This is a genomic window from Sphingobacterium sp. 2149, from assembly GCF_031455655.1.
Classification (GTDB): Bacteria; Bacteroidota; Bacteroidia; order Sphingobacteriales; family Sphingobacteriaceae; genus Sphingobacterium.
Genome location: NZ_JAVDTD010000004.1, coordinates 409,798 through 425,067, shown reverse-complemented (window position 1 = coordinate 425,067; position 15,270 = coordinate 409,798). Strand labels below are relative to the sequence as shown.

The 15,270-nt window shown below is 37.2% G+C and carries 17 protein-coding genes; 9 read left to right on the top strand and 8 right to left on the bottom strand.

Translation table 11 applies throughout. From position 1 onward, the window contains the following. Positions 1-97 precede the first annotated feature (97 nt). Together J2X77_RS23720 and J2X77_RS08410 are read left to right on the top strand one after the other, a co-directional pair. Entirely contained in the window at positions 98-355 is a 258-nt protein-coding gene (locus tag J2X77_RS23720; RefSeq protein WP_409050310.1) for a helix-turn-helix domain-containing protein, read from the top strand. A 59-nt stretch (positions 356-414) separates the two neighbouring features. Then, positions 415-1,116 (top strand): transglutaminase family protein, encoded by a 702-nt coding sequence (locus J2X77_RS08410; protein WP_310080201.1) that lies wholly within the window; start codon positions 415-417, stop codon positions 1,114-1,116. Between the two features lie 208 nt (positions 1,117-1,324). Here the strand turns inward: J2X77_RS08410 and J2X77_RS08405 are convergent, their stop codons facing one another. Next, complete coding sequence (locus tag J2X77_RS08405; RefSeq protein WP_310080200.1) at positions 1,325-2,053, bottom strand: LytTR family DNA-binding domain-containing protein; 729 nt, start codon at positions 2,051-2,053, stop codon at positions 1,325-1,327. Continuing rightward, a complete protein-coding gene (locus J2X77_RS08400) occupies positions 2,050-3,081 on the bottom strand; it encodes a histidine kinase (RefSeq protein WP_310080199.1) in 1,032 nt (343 codons plus the stop codon). Before J2X77_RS08400 ends, J2X77_RS08405 begins: the two co-directional genes overlap by 4 nt. 207 nt (positions 3,082-3,288) lie before the next feature. Between J2X77_RS08400 and J2X77_RS08395 the strand changes: the two genes are divergently transcribed. After that, positions 3,289-5,727 (top strand): TonB-dependent receptor domain-containing protein, encoded by a 2,439-nt coding sequence (locus J2X77_RS08395; protein ID WP_310080198.1) that lies wholly within the window; start codon positions 3,289-3,291, stop codon positions 5,725-5,727. 266 nt (positions 5,728-5,993) lie between these two features. On the opposite strand, the gene J2X77_RS08390 is transcribed toward J2X77_RS08395, so the two are convergent. Together J2X77_RS08390 and J2X77_RS08385 are read right to left on the bottom strand one after the other, a co-directional pair. Then, positions 5,994-7,661, bottom strand: a complete 1,668-nt coding sequence (locus J2X77_RS08390) for a serine hydrolase domain-containing protein (RefSeq protein ID WP_310080197.1) — start codon at positions 7,659-7,661, stop codon at positions 5,994-5,996. A gap of 439 nt (positions 7,662-8,100) precedes the next feature. Continuing rightward, a complete protein-coding gene (locus J2X77_RS08385; protein ID WP_310080196.1) occupies positions 8,101-9,603 on the bottom strand; it encodes a serine hydrolase domain-containing protein in 1,503 nt (500 codons plus the stop codon). Positions 9,604-9,805: 202 nt separating this feature from the next. On the opposite strand from J2X77_RS08385, the gene J2X77_RS08380 reads away from it, so the two are divergent. Then, complete coding sequence (locus tag J2X77_RS08380) at positions 9,806-10,273, top strand: hypothetical protein (RefSeq protein ID WP_310080195.1); 468 nt, start codon at positions 9,806-9,808, stop codon at positions 10,271-10,273. Continuing rightward, positions 10,270-10,494, top strand: a complete 225-nt coding sequence (locus J2X77_RS08375) for a hypothetical protein (protein WP_209581859.1) — start codon at positions 10,270-10,272, stop codon at positions 10,492-10,494. The genes J2X77_RS08380 and J2X77_RS08375 overlap by 4 nt, the downstream gene beginning before the upstream one ends. A gap of 146 nt (positions 10,495-10,640) precedes the next feature. On the opposite strand, the gene J2X77_RS08370 is transcribed toward J2X77_RS08375, so the two are convergent. Next, positions 10,641-11,000 carry a helix-turn-helix domain-containing protein gene (locus tag J2X77_RS08370; protein ID WP_293901805.1) on the bottom strand — a complete coding sequence of 120 codons (360 nt, stop codon included), beginning with the start codon at positions 10,998-11,000 and terminating at the stop codon, positions 10,641-10,643. Positions 11,001-11,199: 199 nt separating this feature from the next. Between J2X77_RS08370 and J2X77_RS08365 the strand changes: the two genes are divergently transcribed. The 3 genes from J2X77_RS08365 to J2X77_RS08355 all read left to right on the top strand — a co-directional run bounded on the left by J2X77_RS08365 (position 11,200) and on the right by J2X77_RS08355 (position 13,805). Next, positions 11,200-12,282: a catalase family peroxidase gene (locus J2X77_RS08365; protein WP_310080192.1), complete on the top strand. Its 1,083-nt coding sequence runs from the start codon at positions 11,200-11,202 to the stop codon at positions 12,280-12,282. Between the two features lies 1 nt (position 12,283). Next, positions 12,284-12,943, top strand: coding sequence for a cytochrome b (locus J2X77_RS08360; protein WP_310080190.1), 660 nt, complete (start codon positions 12,284-12,286; stop codon positions 12,941-12,943). Between the two features lie 229 nt (positions 12,944-13,172). Further along, a complete protein-coding gene (locus tag J2X77_RS08355; protein WP_310080189.1) occupies positions 13,173-13,805 on the top strand; it encodes a hypothetical protein in 633 nt (210 codons plus the stop codon). Here the strand turns inward: J2X77_RS08355 and J2X77_RS23715 are convergent. Together J2X77_RS23715 and J2X77_RS08350 are read right to left on the bottom strand one after the other, a co-directional pair. Continuing rightward, positions 13,742-13,942 carry a DUF4304 domain-containing protein gene (locus tag J2X77_RS23715; protein WP_409050306.1) on the bottom strand — a complete coding sequence of 67 codons (201 nt, stop codon included), beginning with the start codon at positions 13,940-13,942 and terminating at the stop codon, positions 13,742-13,744. The two genes, J2X77_RS08355 and J2X77_RS23715, sit on opposite strands and share 64 nt — an antisense overlap. A 54-nt stretch (positions 13,943-13,996) precedes the next feature. Beyond that, a complete protein-coding gene (locus J2X77_RS08350) occupies positions 13,997-14,239 on the bottom strand; it encodes a hypothetical protein (RefSeq protein WP_310080186.1) in 243 nt (80 codons plus the stop codon). Positions 14,240-14,390: 151 nt separating this feature from the next. Between J2X77_RS08350 and J2X77_RS08345 the strand changes: the two genes are divergently transcribed. Beyond that, a complete protein-coding gene (locus J2X77_RS08345; protein ID WP_310080185.1) occupies positions 14,391-14,801 on the top strand; it encodes a hypothetical protein in 411 nt (136 codons plus the stop codon). A 60-nt stretch (positions 14,802-14,861) separates the two neighbouring features. Here J2X77_RS08345 and J2X77_RS08340 read toward each other — a convergent pair whose 3' ends face one another. Next, on the bottom strand, positions 14,862-15,269 hold the full coding sequence (locus J2X77_RS08340) for a GNAT family N-acetyltransferase (protein ID WP_310080182.1): 408 nt from the start codon (positions 15,267-15,269) through the stop codon (positions 14,862-14,864). Between the last annotated feature and the right edge of the window lies 1 nt (position 15,270).

Below are 15,270 nucleotides of genomic sequence, written 5' to 3'. Positions count from 1 at the left end.
ACTAAAACTATACCACTAAAGTGGCATCATTTGAACCGTAATAGCTGGCACCATCCGACCGAAATGACTGGCACAAATCAAACCGTAATATCCACGAATTGTATCCCTTAAAGAAATTGCGAATATTTGTTTTCTTTCCGAAACACGTTTTTTACATCTTTTCAAAGAGAAAACTAATCTTAATTTCAGAAGATACCAACTTTGGAATAAACTCATAAAGTCATTACCTTACTTAAAAGAACATTCGATTACCGACACTGCATATCAGTTTGGATTTACAGATAGTTCCCATTACAGCAGAACATTCAAAGAAACATTTGGACTTACACCCAAATTTTTGTCATCATTAAAATAGCCACTTTATACAAGTTTGTTTTATTGTTGCTGTTCATCTTTGTAGTGTAAAAAAGCGATATGAACAATTACCTTAAAGAAACTAAAATTCTTGACTATTCTAACGATTCGATTCAGAAATTAGTCCGAGAGAGAGAATGGAATCAACTTGATATGATTTCAAGGATAAAAGCCATTTATAATTTTGTAAGAGATGAAATAAAATTCGGTTATAATCTTTCGGATAACATTCCAGCATCAGCTATTTTAAAAGACGGATATGGGCAATGCAACACGAAAGCCACCTTGTTAATGGCTTTATTGAGAGCTACCGAAATACCGAATCGTATTCACGGATTTACAATTGATAAAGCATTACAAAAAGGAGCGATTACGGGAATTTGGTATAAACTTTCGCCTAAAAACATTCTGCATAGTTGGGTTGAAATATTGGTCGATGAACAATGGTATTTTTTAGAAGGTGTAATTTTGGATAAAATATATTTAGCCAAGCTACAAGAGAAAAATAGCGATTGTAAAACTACTTTTTGTGGTTATGGAGCTTACACAGATAATTTTAAAAATCCACCAATTGATTGGAATTTAAACAATACGTTTATTCAAGACAAAGGGATCAATCAGGATTTTGGTTTATTCGATACACCTGACGAATTTTACGAACAACATCAACAAAAATTAAATGCTTTTGAAAGATTTATTTTCAAAAATATCGTTAGGCACAAGATGAACAAAAACGTTGCGAAGATAAGAAACGGCAGGTAATAAGCAGTTATCTCTTTCGTAGAAAGAACGCAAGAAGAATATATTGCTATGTTGAGGACTATAACATACGCTCACAGCAATTGTGTAAGCGCTTAGGTATGCGCCAAGAAGGATTATTTCTTGAATATATATCTTTTACAAAAAGTGATGACAGATCACCACTATATGAGAATACCCTGCAGTTTGCACTATTAAAAAAAGAATGGCTCTAGGTTTTCATCCGCTCGATCACATTCTTTTTGTAGAACTTTCCAATCGGAAGAATCGTTCCGTTTTTTAAAGAGAGTTCACCACCGGCAATTTTGGAAATCTCCTTCAATGCAACAAGATAAGATTTATGGATCCTGACAAAAAGTTCAGGGTCCAGTTTATTTTCAACTTCCTGTGTCGTGATCTGGCTCATATACATTTTCTCCGGTGTGAAAAATTTGACATAATTGCCATAACTCTGTGTATAATATATCGTATTAAAATCCAGTTTAACGATTTCATTATCGACTTTTAAAACAAGGTGGTCCGCTTTTGTTAGAGGTTGTTGGGCATCGGGATTATTCTGCTTTAAAATTTTTTTAGAAGTTCCCAGGCGGTTAATTACTTTATCGATTGCCGAAAGAAATGTTTTAAAATCAAATGGCTTGACTAGGTAGTCCACCACATCATATTTATAGGATTCCAACGCATACTCTTTGTAGGCAGTGGTGAGGATTACAAAAGGTTTATTAGACATTGCTTCCAGCATTTCCATTCCGGTTAAACCGGGCATATTGATATCGAGGAACATCACATCCACCTGATTGTTATACACATATTCCATTGCCTCTACAGCGGTGTAAAAAGATCCATTTAGCTGAAGTTGCTTCAGTTGGCTGATAAAATGTTCCAATACGCGGTGGGCACCTTCTTCATCGTCAATAATAATACAATTTAGTGGGTTCATATAAGCTGTTTTTGAAGGGGAATTAAAAGGGTTGTTCCATAGCTGGTTTCAGACTGCTTTTCATCAAGGTTGAACTTGCCATTATAAATAAAAGATAATCGTTGTTTAAGATTGTTGAGACCCACCTGAGTAGAGGTTTTTTTAAATTTATCATCTGCAAGCGAATTCTCAATAGTCATCAGTAATTCATCCTGTTTTAACTCGATGTGAATATGTACAAACCACTCGGATAGGTTTTGACTATGTTTAAAGCTATTTTCAACCAAAATAATAAGAAGCAGGGGCGATATTTGCCATACATTCAATTCCTCCGGTGAGTGATTGCATATAAATCGTATATCACATCTTTTACCGACCCTTTCCCTTTCTAGATCAATATAATTCCGTATAAAATTGACTTCATCAGCCAAGGGAACTTTCGGCACGTTGCCATTTTCTATCTGATAGCGCATGAGTTCGGATAGTTTGACAATAAGTCCCGGAGTACGGCCCGGTTCGGTTAGGCTCACCCCATAAAGATTGTTGAGCATGTTGAAGAAAAAGTGTGGATTTAGCTGTGCATGGAGGAATTTTAAATTCATTTCATTGAGCAGGATCTTGTCCATGCTCCGGCGCTGCACCTCCAAAGCGTAACTCTGCATTAATGACAGGGCCATAATAGTCGCTGTACTGATGATACAGATTACGAAATGATATAAAAAACTAATTACCAGTTCATCCGGCTCGAAAAAATCAGGTTGTATCCAATTGATATCGGCGATATAAAGGATCGTCGCTCCTAGGAAGATCACAAATAATGAATAGGCGACATAGATCATATATTTTTTTTCTAAATAATACCTAAAGATAAAAAAACGATGAATCTGCGCCTGGATGTAGAGGATCACAAAAAAGACAAATCCTTTCAAAAAGTTTTCTGGCGAGTTGATAAACATCCATTCGTGAAGCATCGTCAAAACAAACATGGCGCAGAAGATAATAGTCTCCTGGATCCATCTTTTACGCATGTTGGTTAATGTATTATTCATATAAATACAGTCTTTTCAAATCTTAGCACATTCTTGATTAATTCAAAAATTCATTGCACTATTTTCATCTTTCAAAATTCTAAAAATAAAGGTAATTCGGAAAATTAAAATGACCAACGTTTTTTGACCTTTAATAAGGTCTGTTCGTCCGTTTTATTTTTAATACCGCTATAGATCATCTTGTTTTGCAATACTAAATTTTTGCAAATGAAAGAATTATTAAAAAACTTATGCAGACAAATACTGGTTTTTACCCTAATGTTAAGTACAACATGGGGCATGGCCCAGACGACAGGAAATGAAATTGAGGTTAAAGGAACCGTTGTCAGTGCGTCCGAAAATGCACTTTTGGCCGGAAGCACAATTGTAGTCAATGATGCTAGTGGTCGAACATTTGATTCGACCAACACGCGCAAGGATGGAACATTTAGCTTAAAAGTGAAGTCCTCGACGACTATCAGGGTGGTCATCAATCATATCGGTTTTAATGCGTATAATTCAGGTGTTATAACCCTTAACCAAGAAGATCTTGATTTAGGACGAATATACCTGGATACCAAAAGCACGATGCTTGACGGAGTTACCGTAGTGGCAAGCCGCAAAAAGCCGTTGGTCCAAAGTACCAAAGACAAGCTCATCTACAATGCAGCATCAGATATCAGTAACAAATCAGGAAACGCAGCAGATGTATTGCGCAAAGCGCCCATGCTGACTGTTGGTGCCAACGGTGACCTTAAATTGCGGGGAAATTCCAATATTAAGATCCTTATCAATGGCATACCTTCCCGTATCATGGCAAAGAACCTGAAGGAAGCCTTAAAGATGATTCCCGCAAGTTCTATTGTTTCCGTGGAGGTGATTACCAATCCCTCCTCCAAATATGAGGCGGAAGGTGCTGCAGGAGTCGTCAATATCATTACAAAAAAGAAATTAAAAGGCACTAGTGGTACATTGGATATTACCGGTGGAAATTTGGAGCAAACTGGAAACCTTTCCCTAAATATGAGCACCGGAAAATTTAATTTTTCAGCTATGGGTAATTATAGCCGGGAAAGAGAAAAAATGACATCTTCTCTTAACAGAACCAATCTGAATAATGGAAAACAGATCGGATCGCTGTTTCAGGAATCTGATATGCTACAAACCACAAAAGGTGGTTCTGCAAGTCTTTCAGCACAATATAAAATAGATTCCTTGCAGACCCTTGAGGCAAATTATTCATATTGGAACGGTTCGTGGCCGCAAAAGGGCGGATTGTTTAACCGATATACCAATGCCGATCAGTACCAGGTATACAGACAAAAAACTGAGCAAAGTGGTAAATTCAATTTCTCTGAATGGGTATTGAATTATCAGCAAAAATTTCATCGTGAAGGACAGGAGTTGCAGCTAATAGGGCTGGCTTCTACGGCATCTGATGTGTCCAATTACTTGACTGAGCAGTACAAAACGGATGGGGCGCTTGCTTTTACAGAGCGGGGGCCCAATAAGGGCAAGGAAAAGGAGTGGAGTCTTCAGGCCGATTATTCACATCCTTTTGGACAGGAGGGAAAAACCTCACTGGAAACAGGGGTAAAATTTCTGGGAAATAATTCCAAAAGCGTGTATGAAGTTCTTAACAGTGCACTGCCGGTAGATCCTAGCCGTTCGGGAAGTATGCAGTACAGACAGCAGATTTTCTCTGCGTACGCTACCCTAAATTTTGATCTCGGAAACGACTGGATATTACGTCCCGGGATCCGCTTTGAAAATACTGACATCAATGCGACCTTTCAGAATAATGCCCCTTACAAAAGAAAGTTTTCTAACTGGGTACCAAATTTGTTGGTTGTAAAGAAATTAAGCGAGCGCCATGAAGCGAAATTAGATTATAACGAAAGAATCCGACGTCCATGGATCATGGACCTGAATCCGTATGCCAATGCAGCAGATCCACTGAATATTACGCAGGGTAATCCGTATCTGAATCCTGAGATTACCAAAAAGCTGGAACTCTCCCATACCTATACCGGAAGCAAAAATACACTATTGACAAGCAGCATTTATTATAGCTCAAATAAGAATGCGGTTGAACAGATCGCTAGGGTTGATGAAAAGGGAATCTCCTATACCATGCCGGATAATATTGGTGAAAGCACGCGAATGGGCGTGAATGTTAATGCGGTGTTTAATCCTGTTAAAATCTGGACGGTCAACGCAGGTGTTGAGCTCTTCCATTTAAAATTCAAAAGTAATTCATTAGAACTGAAAAATGATGGGACATTTTTTAATTCAAGCATCAGCAATACCATTAATCTGATGAAAGGGCTTCAGTTTAGTGCTTCAGGAGATTATGGCAATGGCTTTATCACATTGCAGGGTAAAACTACAGCAAATTACTCTTACCGTTTTGCAATGAAGAAGGATTTTATGAATAATAAGGCAAGTCTTACCCTGGCGGTCACGAATCCATTTCAGAACAATTTTAAGGAGACTATGTATGCTTTTGCTCCAACTTTCCAAAGTACGCAGATCAACAGATTTTATAATAGGGCCGCTACATTGACGTTCAGCTGGCAGTTTGGCGGATTACGTGCCTCAAAGGAGAAAGAAAATCATTTTTCTGATCAATCGGATGATAAATCACCAAGAAGGAGAAGAAAATAATTAGAAGTTCAAGTTTTGACTTGTTGAACCTTGAACTTTTAAGATAGAAGGTTATTGATCCTCGGGCCAGTATTGTCAGAGGACAAGTCCATCTGAAAGCAAGAAGAACCAGTCCTTCTACACAGACAAGCGTAATGCAAATCCAAAGCAATGTGCCGATACTATTGTTTAGTACGGCATATAGCATATATTCAACAACCGCATTAAAAAAAGACCTAAATAATCGTATGGACTGTATTAATTGCTTCAAGTTTCTGTTGGATGTTTCATTGGTCCTTTCTAAATGTCAGACCGGCAAATTCAACTACTTGTTGATTATCTTTTTCAGAGAAGCTGATGTTAAATCCTCCAAACCCTGCATTTATTCCACATGTAACAGCGTATTTAGGTGATATTACACGTAAAGGTATAGACCTGACACTGCCAAATGTGGTAAGCTTCATCATTAAAACTTTGTCTTTTGATATATAAATTTCAACTTCTCTAAATTTTGTATCTCCAATTAGCATCTGATAACCGAAATGCTTGTATTTTCCTAATGCATTCTCCCATGAAGAACGATCAAGGTTTTTGAGCTTTAGTCCATACTCGCGTTCACGATCTTCAATTCTTTGAAATAAAAAAGTTTCGGTATTAACTTTCTTAAAAATAAATCTTTTGTTATTTCTTTCCACTAAGCTATCATTTGGAAATATTTCGATAGGCAGAAATTCATCCTTTGATAAAGGAGTAAGAAAATATTGTCTTTCCCCATCAATAAGTTTGAGATGATCTTTTTCTAAAATGACTTTGATATACCCTTCGGCCTGCGCATAATTACCTACATGTCTTTTCAGGCTATGCTTAGATAATTTGATTGGGGCTGATGAACTGTGAATTTTTCCTGTTATAGGAGCAGGAAATAGGTCGCTAATCTTCAGTTGGTACTTGTTCAAGAAACTGAAACAAAATTCTTCTGCAATTGCACCACCCTCTGCTGAGTTTGTCATGACAATTACCGCAAATTTCCTTTTGGGAATTAATAGCAGTTTTGCCTGTGCAAATCCTGCACTTCCAGCGTGATAGACAGCAAAATTGGAATCATTTTTAAACATAAACCAGCCTAAGCCTTTTTTATTACTTTCAATAGGCACATTTTGGTTCTGCAGCGAAAACATTTCATGGATAGTTGAGGAATCGACTATTGAAGAATTTTCTCCGTTATATGCTTTCATAAGACCAATAGCATATTTCGAAAAATCATTTATATTGGTGTAAATTCCGCCCGAAGCAATATCCCGCAATTCATACTCTTTTATTTCATTTCCTTCCAGATAGATTTTCGAACGATATTTCAAATTATCGATTGCAAATCCGGTTTGGTTCATACCTAGCGGAACTAAAATATTTTGATGTATGTAGGCTGCATAATCTTGTTTGCTCAAGGCTTTCACCAAGGTTCCAAGAATATTATAGCCGGCATTTGAATACAGGCCTACCATACCAGGCGGATAGGTGATATAAGTTGCATTGATTTCATCCAATACGTCGGTGTAAATTCCAGATCCCAAATCTGAATTCCTCCATATATCGGGCTGAATACCCGATGTATGAGTAAGAACAGATTTTATGGTAATATTTTTTAAGTCAATACATTTTGTTTTAGGTCTAAATGCCGGCAGATAGCTGTTTAATGGATCGCTTATGTTTAGTAAGCCTTTTTGCTGAAGCTGCATCACGCTTAACGAAGTAAATGTTTTGGTTATCGAGCCCATATTGACAACCGTATTTGTTGTCATTGGCACTTTGTTAAATTTATCTGCGTATCCAAACCCATTTGACCAAATCACTGAATCATTTACGATTATTGCAGCACTTAAACCAACTATGTTTTTGTTTTGCTGTAAATTCTTATTAAAGAATTCCTCAGCTGAGCGTATGAGTCTCCGCGTCATACTTAAACTACTATCTGTCTGTGCTTCGCTCTTTACAAAGACAAAACACGCAAAAAAAATAATTAATAGTCTACTTAATATTTTGAATGGCATCTTTATAGAAGTTTCGGCGGTTTACAATAGCAGGTCACAGGGAAATTTTTGGCGGAGTATAGGATAAAAGTAAACTTTAGTTTTCTTTCGATCAAAATCAGCCTATTTTATTCCGTGAAGTAAACTTATAAAAAAAATCCAAATGGAAGAATAGCGCATGATAAAATAGTGAAGGATTTTCAGATTCAAACTTTAACACCGTAATTTATAATTTTGTATTCTATTAGATTTCACCAAAATGAGTCTAGAAATAAATCAACTGGAGTAAATGTCGCTTGCAACCGATGGTCCACTTAAGGAAATAGTGGAAAGTATATAACATATCATCCGACAGGTCATCAGTCAGTTACTGCCCTAATAATATTTGCAATGCTTTTTTGCCACTTTCACTGGCAGGATTAATTTCCAATGATCGGCGATACATCATAATCGCTTCTTCTTTTTTGCCTGTTTTCATCAGCGCTTCAGCATAGCTGTCAAAAACATTGAAACTGCGGGGAAAAAGCATGGTATTTGCCCTCAAAACATCAAGAGCTAGCAGCAATTGTCCGTTACGCATGAGCTCAATTCCCAGAAAATTCAATTCCCCTTCATTCAAGGAGAAACGTGAATCTGTTTGGTGCTGGCCTAACATAGCTGCTGCATAGTCAGCTCCCCGTGATACCAAAGCGCGGACATACAGCCTTGCAAGCGAACGTGGTCTGGTAAATTTTTTTCCGCTGAGTATGATATAGAGTTCGGGTGCGATAGGAGGGTTTTGGGCATTGTCCGTTACAAAGATAAACTGTTTTTTATCTAAGTTTCTGAGCATAAAAGTATTCATTCCTGGTATACCGCCACTGTGCCAAACCACTTTTCCTCCACTGGTATCTTTGAAAATAAACCACCCGAGGCCATAAGCGGCCTGGTCTATGCCTGATCGGCGATAAGGGATGCTGCCATCGTTCAACCGGTTTGGGGTGAACATTTGCTCCATACTTCGTTCGCCAATCAATTTCCCTTTATAAAGTGCTTGGTCAAATGCCAGCATATCATGTACCGTACTGGCCATATTGCCAGGGCCCTGAAAACCTACCCAATTAAAGGTGAACCTTTTCAACTGCTTTACCAATTCGATGGGACGGAGGGTATCTACATAGTGTATGGGTCTATCATATTTGCGGGCATAACGTGGGTCGTAATCGAAGTCTGCGTTCAGGATCTCAGAATTTAACATTTTCGCTGGTCTGAATATGAATTGCTCCATATAATCTCGAAAGGAAAAACCGCTTTTGCGTTCTATAAGTAATGCTAAAATACTATAATTGGTGTTACTGTATTCAAATTTGTCGCCCGCTTTAAAATGTAGGGATTTGCCAAAAGACTTCAAGGCTGGAATGATATCCTTATTTGTGTACCGACGTAGTGAATCTTTTTGGAGTAGTGGACCAAATAGTTCATCGGTATTAGGTAGGCCTGAGGTATGCGGTAATAGATGGCGTACTGTAATTTCGGGATAAGGAAAAGCCTTGAGATATTGGGCAACTTTCCCGTCGAGCGATAGTTTGCCTTTTTCTATAAGTTGGAAGACTCCGACCGCTGTTACCGGTTTTGAAACAGAGGCCAGAACAAAACGAGTATTTAGCTCATTGGTTTTACCAGCTGCAGCATCGGAAATGCCATAAGCTTTTTCATATAGTATCTTTCCATCCCCGGCGATCAGGACATTGCCATTGATGTTATGATCGGCATCGAGATTATCTAAAAAAGTGTCGATTTGCATGACAATATTCTGCATTTGAGCCTTTGAATATCCACTGATAATCAAGCCCAGGATCAATAAACTAGCGATGCGTACAAAATTTTTCATTTTAGTCGTTTTTTATTAGACGCAGTAAGTTGGTTAATGTTGCACTGTATACCAAACCTATTCTTAAGCATCCTATTTGGCGCTATCTTCTAAAGATATTTTAAAATCTATGCACATAAATTTTAGAGCCCAAGCGTACATCTAGCCAATATGGCCTACCTCGTTAACCCCCAAAGGAGGCCTTTCTGTTTAATATTGTAGAATGAAACCGTTAGAAATCTTTTGCCGAAATCGGGTAATGCACGCTCAAATTACCGTGCATGATAAAAGCATGGGCATGAAAGATTATCATCTTTACAACAAAAATGGTCTTGCTTTTTATGTTTTCAGGAAATTTCAGGGCGTGTGGCAATTGGCATACGGTGTACTTGCCGATGACATCAAGGAAGCGTGCATTGACGCGCTTATACTTCGCTTTGATACGGATGTGCCTGAGTTGTTTTATCATCATGGAAAACGCCAGGTAGTGGAAGTTAGGGCCAAGGAATACAGCCTTTGGCATATTTATCTCAATAATGCTTATGTAGGAAGTATTCAATATTATAGCTTCACTAAGCAGTTCAATTACCACCTTGACGACAATTGCTTATTGACCGATGATCAAGTGCAAAAGTATATTGCCATGATCCAACGCGGGGAATTAAAGTGGATAAAGGACGATATTCGATGAAAAAGAATATAAAGTTCAAATGTGACGTGTGTGGTCAAAAGCAAGTGGTGGAGGTTTCTGTTTTGCATGGCGGTGGGACCTTGCAAATTATGATTGATCGGTTTTTTATAATGGATGTAGATTTTCGCAATGGCAATTGGGTAATGCTATGTAACAATACGAGCTGGTTGACAACTGATGAACTTGCTATTATCCTTGATGAGTTAGGCTATGAGGAATAAAAAAAATGAGCAAAATTATCTCAATTAATCTTACGATCATTACAATAGATGAATGCCCAAAGCCGGTTTAAATTAGGGGAAAAAACCAGCATATATAGTTAAGAACTGATCTAGGACACGCCCCCCATTATTAATAAAAAGTAAGTTTATTCCGTACTGTACAATCGTTCCCTATAATTTATTCCCCACTCACTCATCACTTTGATTACCGAATGAAGACTTTTTCCAGATTCAGAAAGCTCATACTCGACCGTGATAGGCATTGTATCTTTTACTGTACGTTTTATAAGTTTATTTAATTCCAGTTCTTTAAGTTCTTTTGAAAGTACCTTAGGAGCTATTTCTTCAAGTTGTCTAATTAAATCCATAAACCGCATAGTTTTTTCATAGTACAGATGACTGATGATCAAACTTTTCCATTTACCACTCAACAGCTGATTTGTATCTTTAATCCCTCGAATCTGGCGCAAACACTTTTCTCCGAGTTCCAGTTTTGACTTCTTCACTTACTTACATTACTTTATAGACATAAATATAAAAATTACTTTCAAATAATACACCTGATTACCTAAAAGTAACTAATTACCTAAAGGTAATATGTAACCCAAATTACTGTCTTTACTAATAACTTTGGTGAATTACAAATTTTTAAACTCAGCAAGATTTAGCTAAAACATTGTTGAATAAATCTAGTTTTAATAATAAATGGATAAACAGAAAATTAAATCGAAAAAAGCAATCATCCCTTTGGTATGTATCGGAGTGCTAGCAGCCGGTCTGGTTTTGATCTTTGCTTGGTCTGCAGGATGGCTTGGAAATAGAACAACGACAGCAAGCTTCCTTAAAGATATACCGGACTCATTTCCTGCAGGTTATAGACGGGCACATTCGAAAGGAATTTGTTTCGAAGGCACTTTTCGTTCAACAGGCAAATTAGCTCCCTTTTCGAAAGCAACTGTATTTTCACAGGATTCATCTGCTGTATTAGGTCGCTTTTCAATCGGAACTGTAGATCCTTTTGCTGCTGACAATTCAACACGAACAGTTAGCATGGCAATGATGATATCGTCAGAAAACAACCAGCAATGGAGAATGAAACTGAACAATCATCCATTTTTCGTTACACATGATGCTTTAGGCGTAATTAGAAGATCAGATGCGTACAAAATCGACAGCACTACGGGTAAGCCAAACCCGGCATTAGTATCCGCTTTTCTTAAAGACTATCCAGAAGCCCAAAACTTTATCGATTGGGCTGATAAAGCGCCATGGGTAAGTAGCTTTGCAGTAGCAGAGTACAATGTTATCAATGCATTCTATTTAATTGATTCTAAAGGGAATAAACATGCCGTTCGCTGGTCGATGCGGCCGCATGCGCCTTTCAGTGCCTGGTCTAAGGAGGAACGTGAGCACGCGAGTCACGACTTCCTTTTTGACGATCTAAAACAACGCCTAGATAAAGGGGCGCTCTATTGGGATTTGGTCATGACCTTTGCTGAACCTGGTGACGAAATTGAAAACCCTTCGAAGGCCTGGCCGGCAAATCGTCGTCACATCGTCGCAGGTGTATTGGAAATTAAGAGAGTTTTTGACCAAACTGAGGGTGGATGCCGCGATATTAACTTTGATCCCACAAAAGTACCGGCAGGAATAGAGGTATCCAAAGATCCTGTTCTGACAGCTAGAGCAGGTATTTATGCCCATTCTTATAATGCACGTGTCCGGGAGATCGGCTATGGAAAGGCTACTGATGCCATTGGAAAAAAGGAAACTTCTAAAGATAAATAATATGTCACAGCAGAAGAATCTAAAATCTGGCTCAAGAATTCGTGAATGGTTCAAATCTGTAAAGATTTTCAAGCTAAAAAGTCGTCATATTAATCGTTCACTTCCTTTAAACTTTAATCTTACAGGAAGAATTCTACATTGGCTGATGGCAACATTGATTTTATCGACAATGTTTATTGGCTTAGGAATGATGACTTCTCTTAGTAGTCGTCCCTGGTTGATCGATCTTCATATTCCAATTGGTATAGCAATTCTGTTTCTGTGTATATTGCGTTTTTTGAATAGAATTATAAATCCGATTCCAGCGTTGCCAAGTGATATGCCAAAGGTCGAAAAAAACATGGCTCACTTTATGCATTGGGTTATGTATGCCTTCATGTTTGCTTTACCTATAACGGGCTGGGGACAGCTCTCCGCGGGCGGTTTCCAAGCCAAGCTATCCCAAAATATTATTCTTCCATCACTTATAGATCAGAATCCTGTTTTATATGCTTGGCTCCATGACATACATAGAGGTTTAGCCTGGTCTCTTTTTTTCATTGTTGTGGGGCACCTTTCTATAGCATTGTTGCATGCATTGGTAATGAAAGATGGAATTTTTTCAAGTATGACTTGGGGTAAGGGTAAAATTAAAAAAGAAACTAAACGACCATCTGCATGATTACAATAAGATTATTTATATCCAATTATCAAATGTTTTTAAAGTAACTCAAGAGGGGTTCGCCGTCTTTGTAATCAATATTACTAATATATTAGTAATGTATAGGAGCGAGCTATGTCGATTTCTTTGGCGGTTGCTCAACAAGAGAAAACAATGGCGGAAATATTTAAGCCATCATATTTATTTCAATGGAAATTTGGTAAGTTTAGAGCCAATACAATAGTAAAAGATGCACCGGTTATTTCTTTGTCAATTTAAAGGAGAAGAGTATTTATCAATCAGTAGCTTTGAAGAGGTGATGGCTATTGTGGAGCGTTATAAACCAGAAAACTGGCACGAATTTGAAAAGTATCTGCGACGTGATGATCCTCCTGGCTATAACGAGTATTTTGCTGAATTGTATGATGGAGGGTTACCCTTCGATAAGAGAAATTTAAAATCATTGACAATAGATCGTTACAAGGATAAGGCTCTTAATAATCTATTGTTTGAACAATTACAGCATTGTCAGTTTCAAAAAATTATCTTTTCAGAATCCTTATTGGATGTTGAGCTTCCTAAGAATGTACAGGAGGTACGACAATTCTTTTGCAATGGGAAATCGACAAAGGGAACCATCGACTTAAACAAATATAGTATGCTAGAGGAAATCCATATTTTGGGTTTTAATAAGAGCATTAAATTCGAAAATAAGAGTAATTCGGTAAAGCATATTACATTATGGTATTTCAACCCTACAAGTAGGTCTATTGAGTCAATCGTGGATGTTTTTCCTAATGTGGAAGAAATATTGATCCATCATACCAATGTGCAAAGTTTGGAAGGTATCGAGAAGCTCAAAAATCTTAAAAAGCTTTTTTGAATATTTATGATGTGACCGATTTTCTCAAGCGGCAAATAAAAGTTGTTGGCCTTCTTTTTAAAACCAAGAGGTTTTAAGATTTCAATAAAGCTTTCTTTTATGATTCTGTCAAATTTTTCTTGGGTTTCTGTTTTCATAAATGAATGTTGTGCTCTATTATACTGAATCTGTTTTGGGCTAAAATCTTTATTTTACTCGACGGTGTATTCCCAATAATGATCTGTTTTGTCATTACACAGAAAACCCTCAAACAAATGGCTGGCGATAAGCTTATTCATTTTTTTGTAATCTGTTGCGATGAGAAAGAAGAAGCTATCCCATTCAATGGTAAACAGAATTTCTTTATCAGACGAATATAGGTAATAATCTTTACCGCCGATCTCATCACAGAATTCATATTCCGTTAATCGATCAAAATCTATAGTTGTAGTCAACCGATATCTTGGCCTTAAACTGTATGTAAGGCTATTTTAATCGTTACTTTTGGATGATCATAAGTCATGATCGACTTTAAAATTAACTTTCTAATTTAGTAAATTGCGTATATTTAAGGGTTATGTGACATAGTTATAAATCAAGTACTAAATGGAACAAAGAGAATTTTCGAAATTAATACTTAAATTCCTGGAAGGAAATTATCCACAGTTTGCTCAGACAATAAAGTTTCAAGATGACGGATCTTTTGATTGTGATTTGAAAAGTGAATCCGGAATATTTTCAATTTGGATTGCAACATATAATACCGAAATAACTATTGGAATTGAAGATCCAAATGGAAAAACAGATATCCATAGTCATATTCCATGTTATGGGTTAGATGATTTAGAAGCTTGTGTTGCAGAATTATCATCATTTATTGAAAATATTAAAGCTGACAATTTAGTTTTATATCAAGATGAGGATGGAAAATATGATTGGATAGAATCATTTGAATTTGAAAACCTTGATAACTGTAAAAAGTTTTCCTGGAAGATTAATCACGACGTCACATCATAGCAGTTTTTTCCCTTCCACCCGAATATACACATATGAAAAAGTATTAACCTTAACTTTTTTTCAGTGATCATTACCTTTATAGATCCACATCGGCTCCGTTTGACCTGCTCTTTCAAATCCGTTCTTTTTATAAAAGTCAATAGCCTTTCCGTCGGCGGTGAGCATCTGCATATGAAAACCCTTATAAATCTCTTGCATTTTATCCATAATCAAACGCCCAACCCCTTTGCCTTGATAGGAGGGTAGCACCAGTAGATGCGGATAATAAACGACGAGATACCCATCGGAAATGGCATTCCCCAAGCCTACCAATATTGCACCATCCCAGGCAGTAACCAAAGAATGCGAATTTAAGAGTGCTTTTATCAGTAGTTCTGGTTTATCGGCCGCACTCCATTTATTAGCTTGGTAAAGTTTCAGTATGTCGTTTTCGTTCAAATCTCCGTTCAGGCTAATAGTTATGTTCATA

What these genes read in the sequence shown, in the direction of transcription:
- J2X77_RS08410 (WP_310080201.1), top strand. Translation starts at nt 415, where the DNA reads ATGAACAATTACCTTAAAGAAACTAAAATTCTTGACTATTCTAACGAT.
- J2X77_RS08405 (WP_310080200.1), bottom strand. Translation starts at nt 2,053, where the DNA reads ATGAACCCACTAAATTGTATTATTATTGACGATGAAGAAGGTGCCCAC.
- J2X77_RS08400 (WP_310080199.1), bottom strand. Translation starts at nt 3,081, where the DNA reads ATGAATAATACATTAACCAACATGCGTAAAAGATGGATCCAGGAGACT.
- J2X77_RS08395 (WP_310080198.1), top strand. Translation starts at nt 3,289, where the DNA reads ATGAAAGAATTATTAAAAAACTTATGCAGACAAATACTGGTTTTTACC.
- J2X77_RS08390 (WP_310080197.1), bottom strand. Translation starts at nt 7,661, where the DNA reads ATGACGCGGAGACTCATACGCTCAGCTGAGGAATTCTTTAATAAGAAT.
- J2X77_RS08385 (WP_310080196.1), bottom strand. Translation starts at nt 9,603, where the DNA reads ATGAAAAATTTTGTACGCATCGCTAGTTTATTGATCCTGGGCTTGATT.
- J2X77_RS08380 (WP_310080195.1), top strand. Translation starts at nt 9,806, where the DNA reads ATGAAACCGTTAGAAATCTTTTGCCGAAATCGGGTAATGCACGCTCAA.
- J2X77_RS08375 (WP_209581859.1), top strand. Translation starts at nt 10,270, where the DNA reads ATGAAAAAGAATATAAAGTTCAAATGTGACGTGTGTGGTCAAAAGCAA.
- J2X77_RS08365 (WP_310080192.1), top strand. Translation starts at nt 11,200, where the DNA reads ATGGATAAACAGAAAATTAAATCGAAAAAAGCAATCATCCCTTTGGTA.
- J2X77_RS08360 (WP_310080190.1), top strand. Translation starts at nt 12,284, where the DNA reads ATGTCACAGCAGAAGAATCTAAAATCTGGCTCAAGAATTCGTGAATGG.
- J2X77_RS08355 (WP_310080189.1), top strand. Translation starts at nt 13,173, where the DNA reads ATGCACCGGTTATTTCTTTGTCAATTTAAAGGAGAAGAGTATTTATCA.
- J2X77_RS23715 (WP_409050306.1), bottom strand. Translation starts at nt 13,942, where the DNA reads ATGAAAACAGAAACCCAAGAAAAATTTGACAGAATCATAAAAGAAAGC.
- J2X77_RS08345 (WP_310080185.1), top strand. Translation starts at nt 14,391, where the DNA reads ATGGAACAAAGAGAATTTTCGAAATTAATACTTAAATTCCTGGAAGGA.
- J2X77_RS08340 (WP_310080182.1), bottom strand. Translation starts at nt 15,269, where the DNA reads ATGAACATAACTATTAGCCTGAACGGAGATTTGAACGAAAACGACATA.